Source organism: Nonomuraea glycinis (genome assembly GCF_014646515.1).
Taxonomy (GTDB): domain Bacteria; phylum Actinomycetota; class Actinomycetes; order Streptosporangiales; family Streptosporangiaceae; genus Nonomuraea; species Nonomuraea glycinis.
In genome coordinates, this window is the sequence record NZ_BMNK01000006.1 from 418431 (window position 1) to 438941 (window position 20511).

Annotated in this window: 21 protein-coding genes; 8 read left to right on the plus strand and 13 right to left on the minus strand. The window is 70.7% G+C overall.

What is annotated here, in order from left to right:
• Nucleotides 1–25 precede the first annotated feature (25 nt).
• Complete coding sequence (locus tag IEY87_RS20205; RefSeq protein ID WP_189140240.1) at nucleotides 26–1561, plus strand: AMP-binding protein; 1536 nt, start codon at nucleotides 26–28, stop codon at nucleotides 1559–1561.
• Nucleotides 1562–1742: 181 nt separating this feature from the next.
• Nucleotides 1743–2975 carry a S1C family serine protease gene (locus IEY87_RS20210; RefSeq protein WP_189140241.1) on the plus strand — a complete coding sequence of 411 codons (1233 nt, stop codon included), beginning with the start codon at nucleotides 1743–1745 and terminating at the stop codon, nucleotides 2973–2975.
• A gap of 76 nt (nucleotides 2976–3051) precedes the next feature.
• Here IEY87_RS20210 and IEY87_RS20215 read toward each other — a convergent pair whose 3' ends face one another.
• The 8 genes from IEY87_RS20215 to IEY87_RS20250 form a co-directional block, all read right to left on the minus strand.
• Nucleotides 3052–3792, minus strand: a complete 741-nt coding sequence (locus tag IEY87_RS20215) for an ABC transporter permease (protein ID WP_189140242.1) — start codon at nucleotides 3790–3792, stop codon at nucleotides 3052–3054.
• Entirely contained in the window at nucleotides 3785–4666 is an 882-nt protein-coding gene (locus IEY87_RS20220) for an ABC transporter ATP-binding protein (protein ID WP_189140243.1), read from the minus strand. The genes IEY87_RS20215 and IEY87_RS20220 overlap by 8 nt, the downstream gene beginning before the upstream one ends.
• A complete protein-coding gene (locus tag IEY87_RS20225; RefSeq protein WP_225277512.1) occupies nucleotides 4663–4986 on the minus strand; it encodes a transcriptional regulator in 324 nt (107 codons plus the stop codon). Before IEY87_RS20225 ends, IEY87_RS20220 begins: the two co-directional genes overlap by 4 nt.
• Complete coding sequence (locus IEY87_RS20230) at nucleotides 4983–5606, minus strand: transporter (protein ID WP_189140244.1); 624 nt, start codon at nucleotides 5604–5606, stop codon at nucleotides 4983–4985. Before IEY87_RS20230 ends, IEY87_RS20225 begins: the two co-directional genes overlap by 4 nt.
• 89 nt (nucleotides 5607–5695) lie before the next feature.
• Complete coding sequence (cydC, locus tag IEY87_RS20235; protein ID WP_225277513.1) at nucleotides 5696–7396, minus strand: thiol reductant ABC exporter subunit CydC; 1701 nt, start codon at nucleotides 7394–7396, stop codon at nucleotides 5696–5698.
• A complete protein-coding gene (gene cydD, locus IEY87_RS20240; RefSeq protein WP_189140245.1) occupies nucleotides 7393–9321 on the minus strand; it encodes a thiol reductant ABC exporter subunit CydD in 1929 nt (642 codons plus the stop codon). The genes cydC and cydD overlap by 4 nt, the downstream gene beginning before the upstream one ends.
• 6 nt (nucleotides 9322–9327) lie before the next feature.
• Nucleotides 9328–10092 carry a cytochrome d ubiquinol oxidase subunit II gene (locus IEY87_RS20245; protein ID WP_189140246.1) on the minus strand — a complete coding sequence of 255 codons (765 nt, stop codon included), beginning with the start codon at nucleotides 10090–10092 and terminating at the stop codon, nucleotides 9328–9330.
• 11 nt (nucleotides 10093–10103) lie between these two features.
• Nucleotides 10104–11264 (minus strand): cytochrome ubiquinol oxidase subunit I, encoded by a 1161-nt coding sequence (locus tag IEY87_RS20250; protein ID WP_189140247.1) that lies wholly within the window; start codon nucleotides 11262–11264, stop codon nucleotides 10104–10106.
• 90 nt (nucleotides 11265–11354) lie between these two features.
• Between IEY87_RS20250 and IEY87_RS20255 the strand changes: the two genes are divergently transcribed.
• A complete protein-coding gene (locus tag IEY87_RS20255; protein ID WP_189140248.1) occupies nucleotides 11355–11690 on the plus strand; it encodes a PadR family transcriptional regulator in 336 nt (111 codons plus the stop codon).
• Here the strand turns inward: IEY87_RS20255 and IEY87_RS20260 are convergent.
• Nucleotides 11674–12333 carry a permease prefix domain 1-containing protein gene (locus IEY87_RS20260; RefSeq protein ID WP_189140249.1) on the minus strand — a complete coding sequence of 220 codons (660 nt, stop codon included), beginning with the start codon at nucleotides 12331–12333 and terminating at the stop codon, nucleotides 11674–11676. The genes IEY87_RS20255 and IEY87_RS20260 overlap by 17 nt on opposite strands.
• Before the next feature lie 107 nt (nucleotides 12334–12440).
• On the opposite strand from IEY87_RS20260, the gene IEY87_RS20265 reads away from it, so the two are divergent.
• From IEY87_RS20265 to IEY87_RS20275, 3 genes are read left to right on the plus strand one after another with little or no spacing between them, the layout of a single operon-like run.
• Nucleotides 12441–12794 (plus strand): VOC family protein, encoded by a 354-nt coding sequence (locus IEY87_RS20265; protein WP_189140250.1) that lies wholly within the window; start codon nucleotides 12441–12443, stop codon nucleotides 12792–12794.
• Entirely contained in the window at nucleotides 12791–13117 is a 327-nt protein-coding gene (locus IEY87_RS20270) for an ArsR/SmtB family transcription factor (RefSeq protein ID WP_189140251.1), read from the plus strand. The genes IEY87_RS20265 and IEY87_RS20270 overlap by 4 nt, the downstream gene beginning before the upstream one ends.
• Nucleotides 13110–13565 (plus strand): SRPBCC family protein, encoded by a 456-nt coding sequence (locus IEY87_RS20275; RefSeq protein ID WP_189140252.1) that lies wholly within the window; start codon nucleotides 13110–13112, stop codon nucleotides 13563–13565. The genes IEY87_RS20270 and IEY87_RS20275 overlap by 8 nt, the downstream gene beginning before the upstream one ends.
• Here the strand turns inward: IEY87_RS20275 and IEY87_RS20280 are convergent.
• On the minus strand, nucleotides 13562–14617 hold the full coding sequence (locus tag IEY87_RS20280; protein WP_189140253.1) for a pentapeptide repeat-containing protein: 1056 nt from the start codon (nucleotides 14615–14617) through the stop codon (nucleotides 13562–13564). The two genes, IEY87_RS20275 and IEY87_RS20280, sit on opposite strands and share 4 nt — an antisense overlap.
• Before the next feature lie 106 nt (nucleotides 14618–14723).
• Between IEY87_RS20280 and IEY87_RS20285 the strand changes: the two genes are divergently transcribed.
• Nucleotides 14724–16415, plus strand: a complete 1692-nt coding sequence (locus IEY87_RS20285) for an ExeM/NucH family extracellular endonuclease (protein ID WP_189140254.1) — start codon at nucleotides 14724–14726, stop codon at nucleotides 16413–16415.
• 136 nt (nucleotides 16416–16551) lie between these two features.
• Nucleotides 16552–16926 carry a thioredoxin gene (trxA, locus tag IEY87_RS20290; protein WP_189140255.1) on the plus strand — a complete coding sequence of 125 codons (375 nt, stop codon included), beginning with the start codon at nucleotides 16552–16554 and terminating at the stop codon, nucleotides 16924–16926.
• Nucleotides 16927–16983: 57 nt separating this feature from the next.
• Here the strand turns inward: trxA and IEY87_RS20295 are convergent, their stop codons facing one another.
• The 3 genes from IEY87_RS20295 to IEY87_RS20305 form a co-directional block, all read right to left on the minus strand.
• Complete coding sequence (locus tag IEY87_RS20295) at nucleotides 16984–17754, minus strand: SAM-dependent methyltransferase (RefSeq protein WP_189140256.1); 771 nt, start codon at nucleotides 17752–17754, stop codon at nucleotides 16984–16986.
• Nucleotides 17755–17843: 89 nt separating this feature from the next.
• Entirely contained in the window at nucleotides 17844–19187 is a 1344-nt protein-coding gene (locus tag IEY87_RS20300) for a class II 3-deoxy-7-phosphoheptulonate synthase (RefSeq protein WP_189140257.1), read from the minus strand.
• A complete protein-coding gene (locus IEY87_RS20305; RefSeq protein WP_189140258.1) occupies nucleotides 19184–20452 on the minus strand; it encodes an FAD-dependent oxidoreductase in 1269 nt (422 codons plus the stop codon). Before IEY87_RS20305 ends, IEY87_RS20300 begins: the two co-directional genes overlap by 4 nt.
• Nucleotides 20453–20511: the final 59 nt, after the last annotated feature.

The following is a 20511-nucleotide window of genomic DNA, read 5'->3' on the forward strand; positions in this document are numbered from 1 at the left end:
CCGATGAACAGAATAGTGTTCGGTCATGTACCCCGGAGCCATCGCAGCCGTCAGCCCGGACAAGCCCGCTGTGATCATGGCGGGCTCCGGCCAGGTCATCACCTACCGCCGGCTCGACGAGGAGTCGAACCGGCTGGCCCACCTGTTCCGCGCCGCCGGCCTCAGGCCGGGGGATCATGTCGCCTTCATGCTCGGCAACCATCCGCTCTTCCTCGCGATCGCCTGGGCGGCACACCGCTCCGGCCTCTACTACACCGCGATCAACTCCCGGCTGCAGGCGGCCGAGCTGTCCTACATCATCGAGAACTGCGGCGCCCGGGTGTTCATCTCGAGTGCCGACCTGGCCGACGTCGCCATCTCCGCCGCCACCGGCACCACCGCCGTCGAGCTGCGCCTCATGCTGGACGGGGTCGCCGACGGCTTCGAGTCGTACGAGGAGGCGGTGGCCGGGCAGCCGGTCACCCCGATCGACGACGAGTGCCAGGGCGCCGACATGCTCTACTCCTCCGGCACCACCGGCATGCCCAAGGGCATCAAGCCGGCCCTCGCCCACGCGCCGCTCGCCGAGCCGGGCATGCTGTACCGGCTCATCCAGGGGCTGTTCGCGCCGTCGGCCGACAGCGTCTACCTGTCGCCCGCGCCGCTCTACCACGCCGCGCCGCTGCGCTACAGCCTCACCTTCCAGCGGCTCGGCGCCACGGTCGTCGTCATGGAGCGCTTCGACCCGGAGGAGTATCTGCGCCTGATCGAGAAGTACCGGGTGACGCACTCACAACTCGTCCCCACCATGTTCATCAAGATGCTCAAGCTGCCCGCCGGGACGCGCGAGAAATACGACCTGTCGTCGCTGAAGTGCGCCATCCACGCCGCCGCCCCCTGCCCGATCCCGGTCAAGGAGCAGATGATCGACTGGTGGGGCCCGATCATCCACGAGTACTACGCCGGCACCGAGGGCAACGGCTTCCTGTACGTGAACTCCGCCGACTGGCTGACCCACCGGGGCACGGTCGGCCGCTCCCTGCTCGGCACCGTGCACATCTGCGACGAGAACGGCGCCGAACTCCCGGCGGGCGAGCACGGCACCGTCTACTTCGACAGCGGCATCACCTTCGAGTACCACGGCGACCCGGACAAGACCCGATCGGTCCAGGATCCGCTGGGCAGGGGATGGACCACCCTCGGCGACATCGGTTACCTCGACGCCGACGGCTTCCTGCACCTGACCGACCGCCGCTCGTACATGATCATCTCGGGTGGGGTGAACATCTATCCGCAGGAGGCGGAGAACCTGCTGAGCGTCCACCCCAAGGTCGCCGACGTGGCGGTGCTCGGCGTACCGGACGAGGAGATGGGCGAGCAGGTCAAGGCGGTGGTGCAGCCGGTGTCCATGGCCGAGGCGGGGCCGGAGCTGGAGGCGGAGCTGATCGAGTACTGCCGCTCACGGCTGGCCCACTACAAGTGCCCGAAGTCGGTGGACTTCCGCGCGGAGTTGCCCCGGCATCCCACGGGAAAACTGTACAAACGGCTGCTCAAGGATGAATACTGGCCCGCGCGCCCCTAGGCGGGACATACCCCGGCCGCGCCACGCCGGGAATTCCGGGTCGTCCCGGTCTCGGTGACCGCCCCCCTACCTGCGGTGATAAGGCTGTCGTCAGGCTGCACAGCATCCTCTGATCAAGCGCTTAAGCAGGTCTTACGCGGGACTTGGCACTCTTGAGTCATCGGGACTTGAGGAGATGAAGATGGACGCGAACGAGCCTCGCGATCAGCGCGCAGGCGGGTGGAGCCAGTTCGGCGACACTCCGCCCTCCGCCGGGGGCTTCCCCCGGCGGGACACTGTGATCATGGGCCCGCCGCCCCCGCCGCCTCCCGCGCGGGCCAAGCCGGGCTTCTCCGCCCGGCAGAAGGCGCTCGCGGGCCTGGCCCTGGCGGCCATGGCCATCGGCGGCGGCGCCGTCGGGGCGACGGTGGCCACCGCGTTCCAGGAGCCGCAGGTCGTCACCGCGAGCAATCCGAGCCCGACGTTCAAGCAGGCCTCCAACCCGCTCAGCGTCCCCGATGTCGCGGCGAAGGTGCAGCCCTCGGTCGTGATGATCAAGGGAGCCACCGGTGAGGGTTCGGGCGTCGTCCTGTCGGAGGACGGGCTGATCCTGACCAACAACCACGTGGTCGTGGGCGCCGGTCAGGGCGGCGGCGGGATGACCGTGAAATTCAACGACGGCAGGACGGCCAAGGCGTCCGTCGTCGGCACCGACCCCGCCACCGACCTGGCGGTCATCAGGGCGGAGGACGTCTCCGGGCTGACCGCGGCGACCCTCGGCGACAGCGACGCGCTCAAGGTGGGTGACTCCGTGCTGGCTCTGGGCAGCCCGCTCGGCCTGTCCGGCTCCGTCACCATGGGCATCGTCAGCGCGCTCGACCGCACCCTGACCGTCGGCGGCGAGCAGCAGCAGGCGCCGCCCGGATGGGGACAGGGCGGCGGAGCGGGTGAGGTCACCACGATCGGCGGCGCCATCCAGACGGACGCGGCGATCAACCCCGGCAACTCGGGCGGCGCGCTGGTGAACGCCGGCGGGCAGCTGGTCGGCATCAACACCGCCATCGCCACGGGCGGCGGCGGCAACGGCAACATCGGCGTCGGCTTCGCCATCCCGATCAACACCGCCAAGCAGGTGTCCGACCAGCTCATCAACAGCGGCAAGGTCAGCCACGCGTTCCTCGGCGTGAGCGTCACCGACGCCACCGGCGACGTGGCCGGCGCGCTGGTCCGCGAGGTGACCCCCGCGAGCCCGGCGGACAAGGCAGGACTGAAGCAGGGCGACCTCATCACCCGGGTCGATGGCAAGGCGGTCGAGGGTGGAGATACCGTTGTTGGGCAGGTCAGAGGTTTCAAACCGGGCCAACAGGTTCAGATCACTTATATGAGGGACGGCGAAGAGAGCTCCGTCGCCGTGACCCTCCAGGAGAAGAAATAACAGGACCCCCTCACGGACGGGTGTGCCGTCGAGATCGCTGCGGACTTGGCGGCACACCCCCCCGTTCTCCGGGCTCTCAGGAGAACCGGCGCCCTTCGTCGCGCCGGTAGGCCCAGGCCGCCGCCGCCCCGGCGACCAGCGTCCAGATCACCAGCGTCACCAGGGGCAGCACCTTCGGCTCGACGCCCGTGGCCAGCCACCAGACCAGCTCACCCGCGCCCCGGCTGGGCACGAACCGCGAGATGGTCTCCACGAAGGCGGGCATCACCTGGAGGGGCATCATCAGCCCGCCCACGATCGCCAGCGGGAAGAACAGGATCTGCGAGACCGCGATGGCCGCCTTCGACGGCATCGCGAAGCCGATGAACAGGCCGATCAGCATGAACGGGATCGACGAGACGAGCACCGCCGCCACCCCGAGCAGTAAGCGCGGCACGGTGATGGTCGCCTCGGTGAACAGGCCCGCGATCACCAGCACCGGGATCACCGAGATGAGCATCATGCCCATGGTGGTCAGGATCCGCCCGGCGAAGCGCGGGAACGGGCCCGCGGGCAGGGTGCGCAGGTAGGGGTTCCAGGGCTGCTCGCGATCCTGCGAGACCGAGATGGACAGCGACATCAGCGCCGCCGACATCGCGCCGATCAGCATCATCGACCCCGTCGCGGTCGTCGCCGCGAGCGGGTCGCCGCCGGCGAACGGCACCACGAACGCCAGCATCGAGATGGCCGGGAACAGCGAGCTGGCCAGCAGGCCGATCGGCACCCGGAGCTGCTCCAGGGCCTGGTAGCGGGTGTGGGCGAGGATCAGGCTAGACATGGGACGCCTCCTTGGCGGTGATGGCGAGGAAGGCCTCTTCGAGAGAGGTAGGCCTGATCTCCAGGCCGGAGAACGCGGCGCCGCTGCGCACCAGCTCGACCACCAGCCGGTCAGGGTCGGCGGTGACCAGGTGGACGCGGCCGTCCTCGCGGTGGTGGGCGATCACCCCGGGCAGCTCGGGCAGCTCGGCCGCGACCAGGGAGACGCGTCGTACGCCGACCATGTCGCGGATGGCCTGGACGGTGTCGTCGGCGAGCACCCGGCCCTGGCCGACGACCACCACCCGCTGCGCCAGCGCCTCGATCTCCTCCAGATAGTGGCTGGTCAGCAGCACCGTGCCGCCTTCGGCGTGGAAGGCCCTGATGCCGTCCCAGAGCGCCCGCCTGGCCTCGACGTCGAGCCCGGTGGTCGGCTCGTCCAGGAAGACCAGCCGGGGGTTGCCCGCGAACGCCAGCGCCACCGCCAGCCGCCGCTTCTGCCCGCCGGACAGGCCGCCGATCTGGCGCTTGACCAGGTCGCCGAGGTCGAAGCGGGCCAGCAGCTCGGACCTGTCGGCCCGGTCCGGGAAGTGCGCGGACACGAAGTCGACGAGCTCGCCGACCCGGAGCACCTCGGGCAGGCCGCTCTCCTGCGGCGTGACGCCGATGCCGCGCCGGACCAGCGGGTCGGCGGGGGAGCCGCCGAGCACCTCGACCGTGCCGGAGGTGGGGCGGCGCAGTCCCACGAACAGGTTGATGAGGGTGGACTTGCCCGCGCCGTTGGGGCCGAGCAGGCCGACCAGCTCGCCGGGGCGGATGTCGAGGGAGACGCTGTCGAGGGCGAGCGTGCTCCCGTAGCGCCGGGTGACCTCGACCGTTCTGGCGAGGACTGTCATGACGTGCCTCCTGCGGAGTCGAGTAGGGCGCGAATCGCCGTGGTGTAGTCCTCCAGGGCGAGCCGCCCGCGCTTGGTCAGCGCGACGAAGGTGATGGGGGTGCGGCCCTTGTGCGTCTTGATGATGTGCACGTAAGCCGCCTCTTCGAGCTTGGACAGGTGGACGGACAGGTTGCCGGCCGTCATGCCCAGCAGGTCCTTCAGCACGGGGAAGGCGATCTCGTCGCCGTCGGCCAGCGTGTTGAGCGTGACCATCACGCGCAGCCTGGCCTGGGCGTGGATCACCGGGTCGAGCTCGGGCAGCGCGTGGTCCGCGGTCACGTGCGCCGCCGGAGCCAGAACGCGACCGCGATCTGCCCGCCGCCGAGCAGCACCGCCGCCAGCAGCGCGTGCCAGCCGGGGCCGAGGATCACCCCCAGCGCGTTCACCGCCGCGATCCAGACGCCCACGAAGAACATCGGCCAGTTGTGGTAGATCGCGCCGCCGGCCATGTAGAGGACGGCGACCAGCATGAGGGCGATGCTCGACCAGAGCAGGCCGGCCTGGTGATCGGGCAGCATGGGGCTGAAGTGGGCGGCGATCACGGACATCAGGACCATGCCGGCGAACCAGGTGTAGCCGAACATCGCGCCCTTGGCCGCGGTCCCGCCCCGGATCACGCCGGTCATCCTGACGATCCCGAAGGCCGCCACGCCACCGGCCACCAGCAGCCCGCACATCAGCACGCTCATCGCCTGCGCCCAGCTGATCGGCGCGTAAGGGACCCCGTCGAGGCCGTAGTGCAGGAAGAAGGCGCCGAACCCGAGCAGCCAGGCGACACCCCACGGCCCGTAGAGCAGCAGCGGATCGCCGCGCAGCGCCCTCACGGTGGCGGCCCGCTGCTCCTCCATGAGACGGAGGGTGTCCTCGGGAGCGGGGGCCTGCTCCCCGTCGTCTGTCATGGCAACTCCTCTTGGCAGCAAACTGGTTTGTCTTTTAAACCAGTCTGTCATGCCAAGCCAACGAGCGGGTCGCTCGGATGGTTCCCGGCTCAGCGGCGGGTCAGCACCTCGGACTCCCACAGGTCCCGGTAGTAGCCCGCCTGCCCGACGAGCTCGTCGTGGTGGCCGCGCTGCACGACCCGCCCTTCCTCCAGGACGACGATCTCGTCCACCCGCTCCAGGCCCTTGAGCCGGTGCGTGACGAGCAGCGTGGTGCGGTCGTGCGTCACGTCGAGCAGGTCTTCCATCAGCGCGTCGGCCGTCTCCTCGTCCAGCGCCTCGGCCGGCTCGTCCAGCAGCAGCACCGGCGGGTCGTACAGCAGCGCCCTGGCCAGCGCCAGCCGCTGCAACTGGCCGCCGGACACGGTGCCGCCGTCCTCGCCCAGCTCGGCGTCCCAGCCGGTCCGCTCGACCCAGTGCTCCAGGCGGGCATCCCGTACGGCGCGCAGCAGCTCCTCCTCGCCCGCCTCGGGCCCGGCCAGGCGCAGGTTGTCGCGCAGGGAAGTCTGGAAGATGTACGGATCCTGGGTGAGGCCGGTCATCAGCGCGCGAACGTCATCAGAGGCCATGTCCCTGCTGTCGACCCCATTGATCCTGATATTTCCTGACTCAGGGTCGACCAGCCGCATCAACGCCGCCAGCACCGTGCTCTTCCCGGCCCCGCTCGGCCCCACCAGCGCGACCCGCTTCCCCGGCGTCAACGTCAACGACACCCCATCGACCGCCGCCCGGCCATCCTCCTGGCCGGCGGGGGTTCGGGGAGCATGCCGTACGACCAGGTCGTTGATGTCGACGGTCAGCGGGGAGGCCGGAGGAGGGGCCGGCGCGGCCGGTTCGGTGATCATGGGGGGAGCGGACCGGACCTCGCGCAGCCGCCGCAGGGCCGCCAGCACGCCCGCGAGCCGCTCGCCCGCCGCGGCCAGCGGCAGCACGGGCTCGAAGGACACCAGCGCCGTCAGCGCGAGCACGGCGGTGGCCACCGTGCCGACGCCCGCGCTCTGCGCGATCAGCACGATCGCGGCCACCGTCAGCCCCTGCACCAGGGTCCCGCCCGCCAGGGCCGTGGCGTGCACGCGAGCCTGGCGGCGTTCGAGCCCGGCCAGCCGCTCGTCGGCGGCCATCGCGTCGGCCAGGGCGCGGTCGCCGGCGCCGTACGCGGCCAGGTCCGCCGAGCCGTGCACCAGATCGGCCACCCGGCCGGCCAGCTCGGCCCTGGCCGGCGCGATCCTGGCCGACCAGCGCCGCGCCGCCGTGGCCGTGCTCGCGGGCAGCAGTACCCCCGCCACCACCAGCCCGGCGGCCAGCACCAGCGCCGTGACGGGCAGCAGCGTCAGCCCGACGACCACCGCGGCCAGCCCGGCCATGGCGGCAGCGGCGGCCGGCAGCAGGCAGCGCACGAGCAGGTCCTGCACCGCCTCGGTGTCGTCCACCATCCGGCTCAGCAGGTCCGCGCCGCCATGCCTGGGCTGCCGGGGCGTGATGAGCGAGGCGTAGAGCCGCTCGCGGCTGTCCGCCTGGGCCCGCAGCGCCACGTCATGCCCGGTGAGCCGCTCGGCGTACCTGAACACGCCCCTGCTGGTGGCGAACGCCCGGGTGGCCACGATCGCCACGCTGAGCGCCGCCAGCGGCGGCTGCTCGGCCGCCCTCGTGATCAGCCAGGCGGCCGCGGCGATCAGCCCCAGCCCGGCCAGGTCGGCCGCGCCCCCGGCCAGCGCGGCCAGGACCAGCCGCCACCCCATGCGCCGGTTCACGCTTCGCTCCTCGTGCTCGTCGATCCCGTACGCGGACTCACCGCTGGGTCCCGGTCCGCTCGTTCCTGGTTCGCTCGTTCCTGGTCCGCTCCATCGGCGGGTCGGCCGTTCCCTCCGTGGTCGTTCGTGACGCGGCGGTCCGCCTGATTCCCGGGGGCGGAGCCGGACGTCGTATCCGCGATCACCCGGCCGCCATGGAGGCGGATCACCCGGTCCGCGAGCTCGATCATCGCCGGGCGGTGGGCCACGATGACGGCGGTGCGGCCGTGGCAGAGGCCGGCGGTCGCGGCGACCACGGCCGCCTCGCTGCGGCCGTCGAGCCGGGCCGTGGGCTCGTCCAGCAGCAGGACCGGTGCCGAAGGCCGGCAGAAGGCTCTGGCCAGGGCGATGCGCTGGCGCTGGCCCGCGGACAGGTTCGCGCCCCGCTCGCCGACCTGGGTCTCGTACCCCTGGGGGAGCTCGTCGATGAAGTCGTGCACGTGGGCGGCCGTGGCCGCCTGCCGGACCTCCTGGAGGGACGCGGCCGGGGCGCCGAGCCGGATGTTGCCGGCCACCGTGGTGGTGAACAGATGCGGACGCTGCGGCACGAACGCCAGGCGAGCGCGCCAGCCGTCCAGGTCGAGCTCACGCAGATCGGTCCCGTCGACCAGGACCCGGCCCTCGGACGGCCGTACGAAGCCGAGCAGCAAGCTGAGCAGCGTGCTCTTGCCGCCGCCACTCTCGCCGACCAGCGCCACCCGCTCGCCGGGCTCGATGGTGAGCGTGACATGTTCGAGCGCGGGATCGTCACGCCCGGGATAGCGGACGGTGACGTCCTCCAGCCGGATACGCGGCGGCCCACCCGGCAACGCCCGCGGCGCAGCCCCCACCCCAGGCGAGCCGCGGCCGGCCCCGCGATGATCGGCAGGCGCACCGCCGTGGGGTGCGGGCGCGGTGGGGGGTGCGGATGCGCTGGGGGCGGGCGTGTGATCGAGAGGCGCCGTGGTGGGGTCGGACTCGCGGTCCAGTACGGCGAAGGCGGCGTCGGCGGCGGCCACTCCCTCCATCGAGGCGTGGAACCGCGTGCCCATGGCGCGCAGCGGCAGGTACGCCTCCGGCGCCAGCAGCAGCACCAGCAGGGCGGTCGTCAGGTCGAGCGAGCCGCCCAGCAGCCGCAGCCCGATGGGCACGGCCACCAGCGCCAGCGACAGCGACGCGCACAGCTCCAGCACCAGCGACGACAGGAACGCCACCCGCAGCGTCCGCATGGTGGCGCCCCGGTGGGCGTCGGCGACCCGCTCGATGACCGTCGCCTGGTAGCGGGCCCGGCCGAAGGCGCGCAGCGTGGGCAGGCCGCGGACCACGTCGAGGAAGTGCCCGCCGAGCCGGGACAGCGCCTGGAACTGCCGCTCGGTGACGGCCTTGGTGGTCATGCCGACCAGCGCGCCGAAGATCGGGATCAACGGCAGGGTGACCAGCACGATGACGGCACTGGCCAGGTCGGCGGCGAACAGCCGGACGAGCACCGCGACCGGGACCACCGCGGCCACGGCGATCGCGGGCAGGTAGCCGGTCAGGTAGGCGTCGAGGCCATCGAGGCCGCGTCCGGTGAGGGTGACGAGCTCGCCCGAGCGGTGCCCGGCCAGCCGTGCCGGGCCGAGCTCCCGCAGCCTGGCCAGCAGGCGGTGCCGGAGCGCGGACTTGACGCCGGTGGCGGTGCGGCCGGCGTACACGCCCTGGGTCCACGCCAGCAGCGCCCGCAGGCCGACCACCGCGGCCACCCCGGCGAGCGCGACGGCGGCGAACCGGCCCGACAGCACTCCGGCCAGCAGTTCGGCCTGCACCAGGACGAGCAGCCCCGCCGCCACCGCCGCGACGAAGGTGACGGCGAGGTGGCGGCGTACCGACTGCTCGGCCCGCATCAGGCGCAGGAGGTCCTTGTGCACGTGTCCTCAGAAGAACGATGGGATCCGGTTGGCGGCCTTACCTGGGCGGAAAGTGCGCCATGTCCATACTTGCGCGCCCAGCATGATGGGTGCGAACGGCAGGACCATGAGACTGAGCACACTCAGCGTGGCGGTGGGCGCGCTGTGGTCGAGCAGATGCCCCATGCCGCCCGCCAGCACGGCTATGGCGGGGAGCGCGGCGAGCAGCCCCGTGCCCAGCAGAGCGCGCCCCGGCCGGGTGGCCCCCGCGAACCCGGGCGCCCGCCAGGCCAGGAACGTCCAGCCGTGGAAGGCGAACAGCAGCGTCACCACCACGCCCAGCAGCAGCCCCAGCGGATGCAGCGGCGACGAGGCGAACCCGGTTGCCGCCGCGTACAGCGCGACCCCCCAGCCGAACGACAGCCCCAGCGAGCCGGCCGTGATCATCAGGTCCCAGAACCGCCGCCAGACCGGGCCGTCGATCCTGCGCCGGAACCACAGCCCGGCGTCACGCACCACCCACGCCAGCAGCATCCCCACCACGAGCGGGTAGAGCCCGAACAGCACCTCGCCTTCGAGCAGCGGATAGGCGCCGACGAGCGTCCCGGCCACCGCCACCAGCCACACCTCGTTGGCCAGCACGAACGGCGCGACGGCGGCGACCATGCGATCCCGGTCCTCGCCGGTCCGGCCGAGCACCGGTAACAGCAGCCCGACTCCCAGGTCGAAGCCCTCCAGGGCGAAGTAGCCGGCCAGCAGCACGGCGAAGACGGCGTACCAGATCAGTTCCATGGCGAGCACTCCTAGGAGGACAGCGCGGGGGCGCGCTGCTCGGCTGCGGCGCCGAGGTCGAGGTCGTCCGGGCCGCGCTTGATCAGCCGGGCGATGAGCACGTAGTCGACGATCGCGAGCATCCCGAGCACCGCGACGAAGCCGACGAGGGAGGCGGTGACCATGCCGGCGGTGAGCCCTGGCGACAGGGCGTCGGCCACGGTCAGTTTCTCCCAGATCATCCAGGGCTGCCGTCCCAGCTCCCTGGCCAGCCAGCCGACGATCGCCATCGCGAAGGGCACCGGCGTGAGCGCGATGAGGATCGGGTGCGTCCACCGCCACCGCGGCAGGACGGCGATCAACGGCAGCATGAAGAACAGCACGACCAGGGCCAGCAGATTGCCGCCCTCCATCATGATCGAGAGCGGGATCGCGGCGGTGTCGCCGTCGAACTTGCCCTCCGGGACGCCGACGAACTGCATGTAGCCGAAACTCAGGGTCAAGAAGATGCCGATCGAGGCGGCGAGCACGCCCATGCGCAGCGACCGGGTGAAGAACTCCACCTCAACGGTACGGCGGCGCAGCTGGTAGGCGCTGGCCCCGACGAGCACCATCGCCCCGGTGAACAGCCCGGCCCCCAGCACGTGCGGGAAGGAGAAGATCAGGGCCTTGTTCGTCAGCAGCGCGCCGAAGTCGGTCAGTTCGAGCCGCCCGCCGGACAGCACCGCCCCCGCCGGGTTCTGCAGGAAGGAGTTGGCGACCATGATGAAGAAGGCGCTGGCGTAGGCCGTGGCGGTCACCAGCCAGATGCAGGCCAGGTGGGCCCACTTCGGCAGCTTCCCCCACCCGAAGATCCACAGACCCAGGAAGGTCGACTCCAGGAAGAACGCGACCAGCGTCTCCATGGCCAGCGGGGCGCCGAACACGTCGCCCGCGTAGTCGGTCAGCCCGCTCCACGACAGCCCGAACTGGAACTCCATCACCAGCCCGGTGACGATGCCCAGCGCGTAGTTGATCACGTAGAGCTGGCCCCAGAACCGGGTCATCCGCTCGTGCAGCGGCCTGCCGGACCACGCCCAGCGCGTGTGCATGATCGCCACCAGCGGCGCCAGCCCGAGGGTGAGCACGACGAACAGGAAGTGCAGACTCCCTGTCGCCGCGAACTGCAATCGGGCCAGATCGAGTACGTCCATCGCTTCACATCCCGTCGTTATGTCTGTCTACCTATAGAGAGCCTACATGTAGGCTGTCTACATGACGAGTCGTTGCCTAGGATCGTGGTCATGAATCCCGACGCGCTCCGGGGCCACATGGACGCCCTGCTGCTGTCCGTGCTGGAGCGAGAGCCGCTGCACGGCTACGCCATCATCGAGGCCCTCCAGGAGCGCAGCGGCGGTGCGCTCAGCGTGCCGACCGGCACCGTCTATCCGGCGCTGCGCAAGCTGGAGCGCGCCGGCCTGCTGTCCAGCGAATGGGCCACGGTGAGCGGCCGCCGTCGGCGCACCTACCGGCTGACCGACTCCGGCAGCAAGCAGCTGCAGGGGGAGCGGTCGGCCTGGCAGGAGTTCGCCACCGTGATCGGCGGCGTGCTGCGGCCGGAGGTCAGGCCGTCCGGCTGAGCCGGATGCACCGGGTGGCGCAGTAGAGCTGCACGCCCGCGCAGGCGTAGGTCAGCAGACTGACCAGCAGCACGGCCGGAAAGGTGCCGAGGTCGGCGGACATGGAGTTGTCCTGGGACATCAGCAGGCCCAGGACCGACGTCACCGGCAGCATCACCCAGACGGCCAGGCCCAGCGACCGGGTCACCAGGTGGGGACGGGCGATCCAGCGGCTGCCCCGGCCCAGGGCCAGCAGCGCGAGCCCGCCGTACACCCCGACCGCGAGCTGCAGGAGGTCGAGCAGCCGGGAGACGACGCCATACCACGCCGGGAGCTCGGTCCAGGAGGTGACATCGTCGGGGTAGAACCGCCAGACCAGGCTCCACATGAGCACCGTCGCGGGCAGGCTGACGAGCAGCAGCAGCGCCATTCTGCGCCCGGCCGTCGCGGTCAGCTCCGCCTGGTAGCCGGGCGCGATCTCGCGGACCCGGCCGAACTCCTCGACCGCCAGCCGCTCGGCCTCGGCCCGCGTCAGGCCGTCTCCCTCCAGCGCGTCCGCGGTGTCGACCAGGCTGTCGCGGGCCTCGACGACCAGATCGTGCTTGGGCCCGTGCGGCCCGCGCAGGGCGCTGTGGAGCTCGCTCACGTAGTCGTCGATCCGCATGCGCACCAGTTTACGGACCGGCGCGCCGGTGCCCTATCGGGGTTTTCCCCTGACTCTCCGCAGCCGGGCATTGATGAGTAGGAAATTTCCTACATATAGTGGCTGACATGTTCATCTCCCAGATCGTGACCGTGACCGTGCCCGTCGCCGACCAGGAACGGGCGCTGGCGTTCTACACCGAGGTCCTCGGCTTCGAGGTCCGCACCGACAACCCGTTCCCGATGGGTCGCTGGCTGACCGTCGCCCCCAAGGGCGTGGCGAGCACGCTCCTGCTCGCCTCCTGGTTCCCCGGCATGGCGCCGATCGGCGGCCTGGTGCTGGCCTCGCCCGACCTCGACGCGCTGGCCGCGCGGCTGGGCGAGCACGGTGTGGCCTTCGAGGGGCCGGCCGACCAGCCGTGGGGACGCCAGTTGCTGTTCCAGGACCCCTTCGGCAACGGCTTCGTGGTCAGCCAGGCATGACGGCCGACCACGTCTTCACCGCGCTGGCGAGCCCGGCCAGGCGCGAGCTGCTGCGGCTGCTGCTCGACGAGGGAGCCCAGCCCGCCGGGCGGCTGGCGGAGCGCTTCGACATGAGCCGGCCCAGCGTGTCGGAGCATCTCAAGGTGCTCAAGGACGCGGGCCTGGTGGCCGAGAGCCGCAGGGGCCGCGAACGGCACTACAGGCTGGAGGCGGCCCCGCTGATGGACCTGCGCGACTGGCTCAGCCCGTACGAGCACTTCTGGCGGGACCGCCTGGCCCGCCTCAGCGACCTGATGGACGAGATGGAAGACGACGATGCCTGAGAACACGTCTGAGAACACGCCTGAGGACCGGCGGGCGATCCGGCTCGACCAGTTCATCGCGCACCCGCCCGCCAAGGTGTGGCGCGCGATCACCGAGCCGGACCTGGTCTCGCGCTGGCTCATGCCGGGCGACATCAAGGCGGAGGTGGGGCACCGCTTCACCTTCACCACCACGCCAAGGGAGCAGGTGGGCTTCGACGGGATCGTCCACTGCGAGGTGTTGGAGGTCGAGCCGGACAAGCTGCTCAAGCTGAGCTGGCGGGGCGGCGACGCGGATTGGACCGTCACCTGGCGGCTGGAGCCGGAGGGCAGGGGCACCAGGCTCTTCCTCGACCACGAGGGCTTCGACCCCGACGACCCGGTGCAGCAGATGTCGCGCAGGATCATGGGCGGCGGCTGGCGGTCCGCCCACTTCAAGGCGATCTCCGAGGTGGCGGCCCGCCTCTAGCGATAGGTGATCGGGCGAGGGGCAGGCGCCCGCCGCCGGGCGAACCAGCGCAGCAGCGGCCCGCGCAGGCTCATGTGCATGCCCGGGAGCGCGTACGTGCACTCCTTCAGCCGCACGCCCGACGGGTGGGTCAGCCCGGCGAACCGGCAGGCCGACAGGTCCAGCCCCGACAGGGCCAACTGCGCGGCGTCCACCTCGCGCAGTGAGGTCAGCGTGGAGCGGCCGTGCCCGGTCACGCTCGCCGGGCCGCGCAGGACCGCGCCCTCCAGGTCGGCCTGCGAGTCCGTCAGCCGCAGCGTGGTGGCGCCCGCCACCACCACCCGGCGCAGGTCGACCCCGCAGGTCTGGACGGCCACGTCCAGCGTGCCGCCGGCGTGCGCCCGCGCGGCGGAGAAGTGTCCGGTCGCCGAGAGGTAGGCGTCGGCCGCGAAGCGCACCGCGTCGAACCCGGCGCTGCCGCTGACCTTGCGGAACGACAGCGTCCGGCCGAACCTGGCGCCGCGGAAGCTCGCGCCCTCGTCCAGCCGGGCGCCGTCGAAGGTGGTGTAGCCGTCGAACCGGGCCGCCTCGCAGGACAGCCCATGCTCGAAGACGACCTGGCTGAACAGGGCGTCGCGGGACATCACCGCGTGATCGAGCGAGATGTGCCCCCGCACGCGGACGCCGTGGAAGGACAGCTCCCTGGCGAACCTCGCCCCGGCCAGCGACACGTTGCCCTCGAAGCCCGCGCCGAAGAAGGAGGCGAGCCGCTCGAAGGTGGCGAAGTCGAGCGACACGTCGCCCAGGAAGGTCACGCCGGCGAGCTTGACGTCCCCGGTGAACCTGGCCCGGTCCAGCCTGGCCCGGCCGGGCCGGCTCCGCGCGGCCTCCATCACCCGCCGCATCAGGTCGCCGCTGACGGTGGTGCCGCGCAGGTCGAGCAGGCGGCCGGGCAGGATCGCGGCCAGCGCCACCGCGAGCTCGTCGTGAGGGAGATGAGCCAGGCAGAGACGGTATGGCCGGCGGGCGATGCCCGTGCAGCCGGCGGCGTGGGAGCAGGTGACCCAGTCCATACCCTGGTCATACCCGTTGCCCCGCATTGTCAAGGGTCGGGAATTTCATTATCTAGCCACATCTATGTAGAAATATGTAAGCGCACCAGGCCTTAAAGTGCCGGTCATGCGCGCTTTACCCCGGACAACTTGTGCCGCGTTCGCCGCGGCCGCCCTCACCGTCACCTTCGCGGTGACTCCCGCCGCGGCAGCGCCCGCCGGCCCCTGTGACACCCCGCCGGACCGGCAGATCGCGGAGGTTCAGGGGAGTGGCGACGCCACCCCGCTCGCCGGCCAGACCGTACGCGTCGAAGGCGTCGTCACCGGCGACTTCCAGCGCGGCGACCAGCTCAGCGGCTTCTTCCTGCAGGACCCGACGCCGGACTCCGACCCGGCGACCTCCGACGGGCTGTTCGCCTTCGCCCGCGACACCCTCAAAGACGTCAAGGTCGGCGACCGGGTCCTGGTCACCGGCCGGGCGACGGAGTTCAACGGGTGGACCGAGCTGTCCCCGGTCACAGCCGTCGACGTGTGCGGCACCGGCTCGGTGGCTCCCCGGAACTACCGGCTGCCCAGCGACCGGCTCGAAGCCGTCGAGAACGTGCTCCTCACCTTCCACCAGGCACTGACCGTCGGCGACCACTTCAACCTGGGCCGCTTCGGCGAGGTCTCGGTCTCCTCCGGCGGCCGGCTGTTCCAGCCGACCGACCGCCCCGGCGTCGACCCCGCGGCGAACCAGCGGCGCTCGCTGCTCATCGACGACGGCTCCACCAGGCAGAACCCGGCCACCCTGCCGCCGATCGTCCGGGCCGGGGACACGGCCGTCGGCGTCACCGGCGTGCTGGGCTACGGCTTCGACCGCTACCGGCTGCAGCCGACCAAGCCCATCAAGTACCTCGCGACCAACCCGCGACCGCCGCGGCCCTTCCCCGTGGTGGGCAACGTCAAGGTGGCCTCGTTCAACACGCTGAACTGGTTCACCACGCTCGGCTCACGCGGCGCCACCGACGCTGCGGAGCAGCAGCGCCAGCTCGCCAAGCTGGTGGCCGCGCTCAAGGGCGTAAACGCCGACGCGGTCGGGCTCATGGAGGTCGAGAACAACGGCCAGACCGCCCTGCAGGCGCTCGTCGACGCGGTCAACGCCGAGGTCGGCGCGGGTACGTACGCCGCGCTGAGCCACCCCTTCCCCGGCACCGACGCCATCCAGGTGGGCATCATCTACAAGCCGGGCAAGCTGACGCCGGTGGGGGCCGCCCGGTCGTCGCAGGACCCGGTCTTCAGCCGTCCGCCGCTCATCCAGAGCTTCCGCAGGAAGAGCGGCGGCCAGCCGTTCACCATGGTGGTCAACCACCTCAAGTCCAAGGGCTCCTGCCCCGCCGGCGGCCCCGACACCGACCAGGGCGACGGCCAGGGCTGCTGGAACGCCACCCGGGTCCAGCAGACCCAGGCGCTGCTCGGGCTCGTCAAGGATTTGCCCGGCCCGCTGGTGCTCGGCGACCTCAACGCCTACAGCGAGGAGGACCCCATCGACACGCTGGAGGCGGGCGGCATGACGAGCCTCACCAAGAGGTTCGTGCCGGCCCGGCAGCGCTACAGCTACCTGTTCGACGGGCTGGCGGGCGAGCTGGACCACATGTTCGCGGGCAAGCAGCTGCTCAAGCGGGTGACCAGCGCCACGATCTGGCACATCAACGCCGACGAGCCGCGCGTCCTGGACTACGACACCGAGTTCAACCCGCCGGGGCTCTACCGGCCGGACGCCTACCGCTCATCCGACCACGATCCGCTGGTGGTCGGGCTGAGCCTGCCGGGCCGCTGATCCGACGCTGATCCGACGGGGCCGGGCCGCCGGGACGCGGCCCGGCCCCGCGCATGGAATGCTGGTGATGGGTACGTGGTTGTCAGGGTTGTCGCAACTACGGAAGACAGCGGACCGACGAAACGAGGAGCCACTTGTGGCGACCATCGAAGTAACTGAGAAGAACTTCAACGACATCGCCGACAAGGGGATCGTCCTGCTCGACTTCTGGGCGGAATGGTGCGGACCCTGCAAGATGTTCGGCCCGATCTTCGAGAAGGCGTCGGAGGAGAACGACGACATCACCTTCGGCAAGATCGACACCGACCAGGAGCAGGCACTGGCGCAGGGCTTCGACATCAGGTCGATCCCGACGCTCATGGCCATCCGTGACGGCATCGTGGTCTTCTCCCAGCCCGGCGCCATCCCCGCGCCCGCGCTGACCGACCTCATCAGCCAGGTGCGCGCCCTCGACATGGACGAGATCAGGTCCGAGCTCGACAAGGAGCTGAAGAACGCCGAGCAGGACTGAACAAAGAACAGCCCCGCCGGGTTCCCCGGGCGGGGCCGTACTCTTTCCAGGCGATCTTCAGGGCTTGCGCCCGACCCCGGCGTAGCCGGGGTTGCTCCTGATGCCGCTCTTGGGCCGCTCGGCGTCCGGCCGCCAGTCCTTCGGATAGACCAGGCCCGGCTCCAGCAGTTCGTAGCCGTCGAAGAAGCGCAGGATCTCCTCGTGCGTCCTGAGGTTCAGCGAGGCGGTGGCCTGGTTGTAGACCTCCAGCGCCTCCGGCGTGGTGTCCGGCTTGTCGTCGATGCCGTGGCTGAGGATCAGGTGGCTGCCCGGCGCGCTGGCGTCGCGCAGCTTCGCCACGATGTCGTACGCGCTGTCGTCCGGGATGAAGTGCAAGATGGCCAGCATCATGAACGCCACCGGGCGATCGAAGTCGATCATCGGCTCCAGGAGGGCGAGCAGTTCCTCCGGCTTCCTGGCGTCGGCCTCCAGGAAGTCCACGTTCTGGCCCCGCGCCAGCAGCGCACGACCATGCGTGCACACGACCGGGTCGTAGTCCACGTACACCACACGGGCGCCGCCCGCGATCTCGTGCGTGTTGCCCTGGGTGGGCAGGCCCGCGCCCAGGTCCACGATCTGGTCCACGCCGCTCGCCGTCACCGCCTGCACGGCGCGACGCAGAAAACCACGGTTCTGCTGCGCGGAGTCCCTGGTGTTGGGGAACAGCTTCATGATTCGCTCGGCTGCTTCGCGGTCGGCTGCGAAATTGTCCTTCCCGTCAAGGAAGAAGTCGTACATCCTCGCGACGTTGGGCACGCTCGAGTCGATGCCCTCGGGGGCGCTATCCACCACATACTCCCAAATTTCGGCCTTTACCCGGCGATCATAGGAGATCGCCGGGTATGCCGGGTGGGAATGCTCCGCTGGACGGCTAACTGTCAGCCGCGGTAAAGCTCGGCCACACGGAAGGCGAGGTCCAGCGACTGACCCCGGTTGAGCCGCGGGTCGCAGGCCGTCTCGTAGCGGGTCGCCAGGTCACCCTCGGCGATCTCGTGCCCGCCGCCCACGCACTCTGTCACGTCGTCGCCGGTGAACTCGATGTGGATGCCGCCCGGGTGCGTGCCGAGCGAACGGTGCACCTCGAAGAAGCCCGCCACCTCGTCGAGCACGTCGTCGAGCCGCCGCGTCTTGTGCCCGCTCGGCGCCTCGAAGGTGTTGCCGTGCATCGGGTCGCAGATCCAGGCGATCTGCGCGCCGGAGGCGGTGACCTCCTTGACCAGCGTCGGCAGAAACTCGCGGATCTTGGAAGCGCCCATCCGGGTGATGAACGTCAGCCGCCCCGGCACGTTGTCCGGGTTGAGCTTGTCGATCAGCGCGAGCGCCTCGTCGGGGGTGGTGGTCGGGCCGAGCTTGACGCCGATCGGGTTGCGGATGCGGGAGAAGAACTCCACGTGCGCCCCGTCGAGCTGGCGGGTGCGCTCGCCGATCCACACCATGTGCGCCGACACGTCGTACGGCAGGCCGGTGCGGGAGTCGACGCGGGTGAGCGCCTGGTCGTAGTCGAGGATCAGCGCCTCGTGCGAGGAGTAGTACTCCACCGAGTGGAACTCCTCGGGGTCCGCCCCGCACGCCCGCATGAACGCCAGCGCCTGGTCGATCTCCCTGGCGAGCTGCTCGTAACGGCGGCCGGCGGGCGACTCGGCGACGAAGTCCTGGTTCCAGGCGTGCACCTGGCGCAGGTCGGCGTAGCCGCCCTTGGTGAAGGCCCGCGCCAGGTTGAGCGTCACGGCGGAGGAGTGGTAGGCCTTGAGCAGCCGCGCCGGGTCGGGGATGCGCGACTCGGGGGTGAAGTCGAAGCCGTTGACCATGTCGCCCCGGTAGGCGGGCAGCTCGATGCCGGCGCGCGTCTCGGTGTTCTTGGAGCGCGGCTTGGCGAACTGCCCGGCCAGGCGGCCGATCTTCACCACGGGCACCTTGCCGGCGTAGGTGAGGACGATCGCCATCTGCAGCAGGGTCTTGAGCTTGTTGCGCACATTGTCGGCGGTCGCCCCGGCGAACGTCTCGGCGCAGTCACCGCCCTGCAGCACGAACGCCTCGCCCCGGACGACGGCCGCCAGCTGGTCCTTGAGCTGGTCGCACTCTCCGGCGAAGACCAGCGGGGGCAGGCCGCCGAGCTCGGCGACGACCTTATCGAGCTCCGCGCGGTCGGGCCAGTCAGGTTGCTGGGCCGCGGGGAGGGCTCGCCAGGAATCGAGGTTCAGCGAATTGCTCAGTGCGCTCACGACATACGAGGGTATTCCACTGGCTCCTCAGCACCGACCGCAATGTCCACGTTATGAGAAGGCCGTCCCGCCAGCGGCGCGACGGCCACGTGCTCCGGCCTGACGCCAAGGCCGATGAAACGGCGGGTCACGCGGTTGAGCAGCGGGACGCGGGCCAGGTCGGGCCGGATGCGCGGCGGCTTGAACTGCCTCTTCAGCGCGGGGCGGATGAGCCTGTTCTGCACCAGCCGCTGGGCCGCCTGCGTCACCCTGGTCGGCGGCATGCGGCGCTTCTGCAGCAGGTGGAGCGTGGACTCCGGGATCGGGGCGCCGGAGCGCAGCGAGCCCGCCAGCAGGTTGGCCGTCGCCACCGCGTCCTGCACCGCCAGGTTGATGCCGACGCCGAAGACCGGCGACATGGCGTGCGCCGCGTCGCCGATGCACAGGAAGCCGGGCCGATGCCAGCGGCGCAGCCGGTTCAGCGCGACCGTGAGCATGCTGATGTCGTCGTAGCCGCGGATCTGCCCGACCCTGTCGCCGAGGAAGGGCAGCAGCCTCGACACCGGCCCCCGCAACGCCTCGATGCCCTGGCTCCGCAGCCGGTCGAAGCCACCCTTGGGGATCGCGTAGGCGAGCTGCCAGTAGCTCTCGCGGTTGATCGCGACCATCAGGTGGCCGCTGGAGACGCGCAGGAACGTCTCCTCCGGATCGGTGTCCGCGCGCGGCACCCGGAACCACAGCACGTCCATCGGCGCGCCGAGCTCCTCCGGCACCAGCCCCGCGCGCTCGCGCAGCACCGAGCCGCGGCCGTCGGCGGCGACGGTCAGGTCCGCCCTGAGCTCGTGCTCGCCGGAGGCGTCCCGGTAGCGCAGCCCGCGTACGACGCCGTCCTCGCGGATGAGGTCGTACGCCTCCGCCTCCATCAGGAGACGGAAGGTGGGGTAGGTGGCGGCCTTGGCCGTGATGAGGTCGAGGAAGTCCCACTGGGGGACGAACGCGATGTAGTTGTACGGACCCGGCAGTGGCCGCAGGCTCGACAGCCGCATCGGCCCCGCGTCGGTCAGCAGACTGATCTCGTACGCCTTGCGATGCGGAAGCTTCAGGAAGTCGTCCGCCAGGCCGAGCTCGTCGAGCACCTGCAGCGTCGACGGGTGGATCGTGTCACCTCTGAAGTCACGCAGGAAGTCCGCGTGCTTCTCCAGCAGCGTCACCTCGACGCCGCTCCTGGCCAGGACGAGGGCGAGCATGGCGCCCGCCGGGCCGCCGCCCGCGATTACACATGTCATTATTCATCACCTGATGAGATTGTGTCATCTCCCACGGAAATGGCAAGTACCGCATCCGG

Bases quoted from the DNA above. Each gene is read 5' to 3' on its own strand.
- IEY87_RS20230 (WP_189140244.1), bottom strand. From the start codon at position 5,606: ATGACAGACGACGGGGAGCAGGCCCCCGCTCCCGAGGACACCCTCCGT.
- IEY87_RS20305 (WP_189140258.1), bottom strand. From the start codon at position 20,452: ATGACATGTGTAATCGCGGGCGGCGGCCCGGCGGGCGCCATGCTCGCC.
- IEY87_RS20265 (WP_189140250.1), top strand. From the start codon at position 12,441: ATGTTCATCTCCCAGATCGTGACCGTGACCGTGCCCGTCGCCGACCAG.
- IEY87_RS20270 (WP_189140251.1), top strand. From the start codon at position 12,791: ATGACGGCCGACCACGTCTTCACCGCGCTGGCGAGCCCGGCCAGGCGC.
- IEY87_RS20210 (WP_189140241.1), top strand. From the start codon at position 1,743: ATGGACGCGAACGAGCCTCGCGATCAGCGCGCAGGCGGGTGGAGCCAG.
- IEY87_RS20260 (WP_189140249.1), bottom strand. From the start codon at position 12,333: ATGCGGATCGACGACTACGTGAGCGAGCTCCACAGCGCCCTGCGCGGG.
- IEY87_RS20250 (WP_189140247.1), bottom strand. From the start codon at position 11,264: ATGGACGTACTCGATCTGGCCCGATTGCAGTTCGCGGCGACAGGGAGT.
- IEY87_RS20280 (WP_189140253.1), bottom strand. From the start codon at position 14,617: ATGGACTGGGTCACCTGCTCCCACGCCGCCGGCTGCACGGGCATCGCC.
- IEY87_RS20215 (WP_189140242.1), bottom strand. From the start codon at position 3,792: ATGTCTAGCCTGATCCTCGCCCACACCCGCTACCAGGCCCTGGAGCAG.
- IEY87_RS20285 (WP_189140254.1), top strand. From the start codon at position 14,724: ATGCGCGCTTTACCCCGGACAACTTGTGCCGCGTTCGCCGCGGCCGCC.
- IEY87_RS20245 (WP_189140246.1), bottom strand. From the start codon at position 10,092: ATGGAACTGATCTGGTACGCCGTCTTCGCCGTGCTGCTGGCCGGCTAC.
- IEY87_RS20275 (WP_189140252.1), top strand. From the start codon at position 13,110: ATGCCTGAGAACACGTCTGAGAACACGCCTGAGGACCGGCGGGCGATC.
- IEY87_RS20205 (WP_189140240.1), top strand. From the start codon at position 26: ATGTACCCCGGAGCCATCGCAGCCGTCAGCCCGGACAAGCCCGCTGTG.
- IEY87_RS20255 (WP_189140248.1), top strand. From the start codon at position 11,355: ATGAATCCCGACGCGCTCCGGGGCCACATGGACGCCCTGCTGCTGTCC.
- IEY87_RS20220 (WP_189140243.1), bottom strand. From the start codon at position 4,666: ATGACAGTCCTCGCCAGAACGGTCGAGGTCACCCGGCGCTACGGGAGC.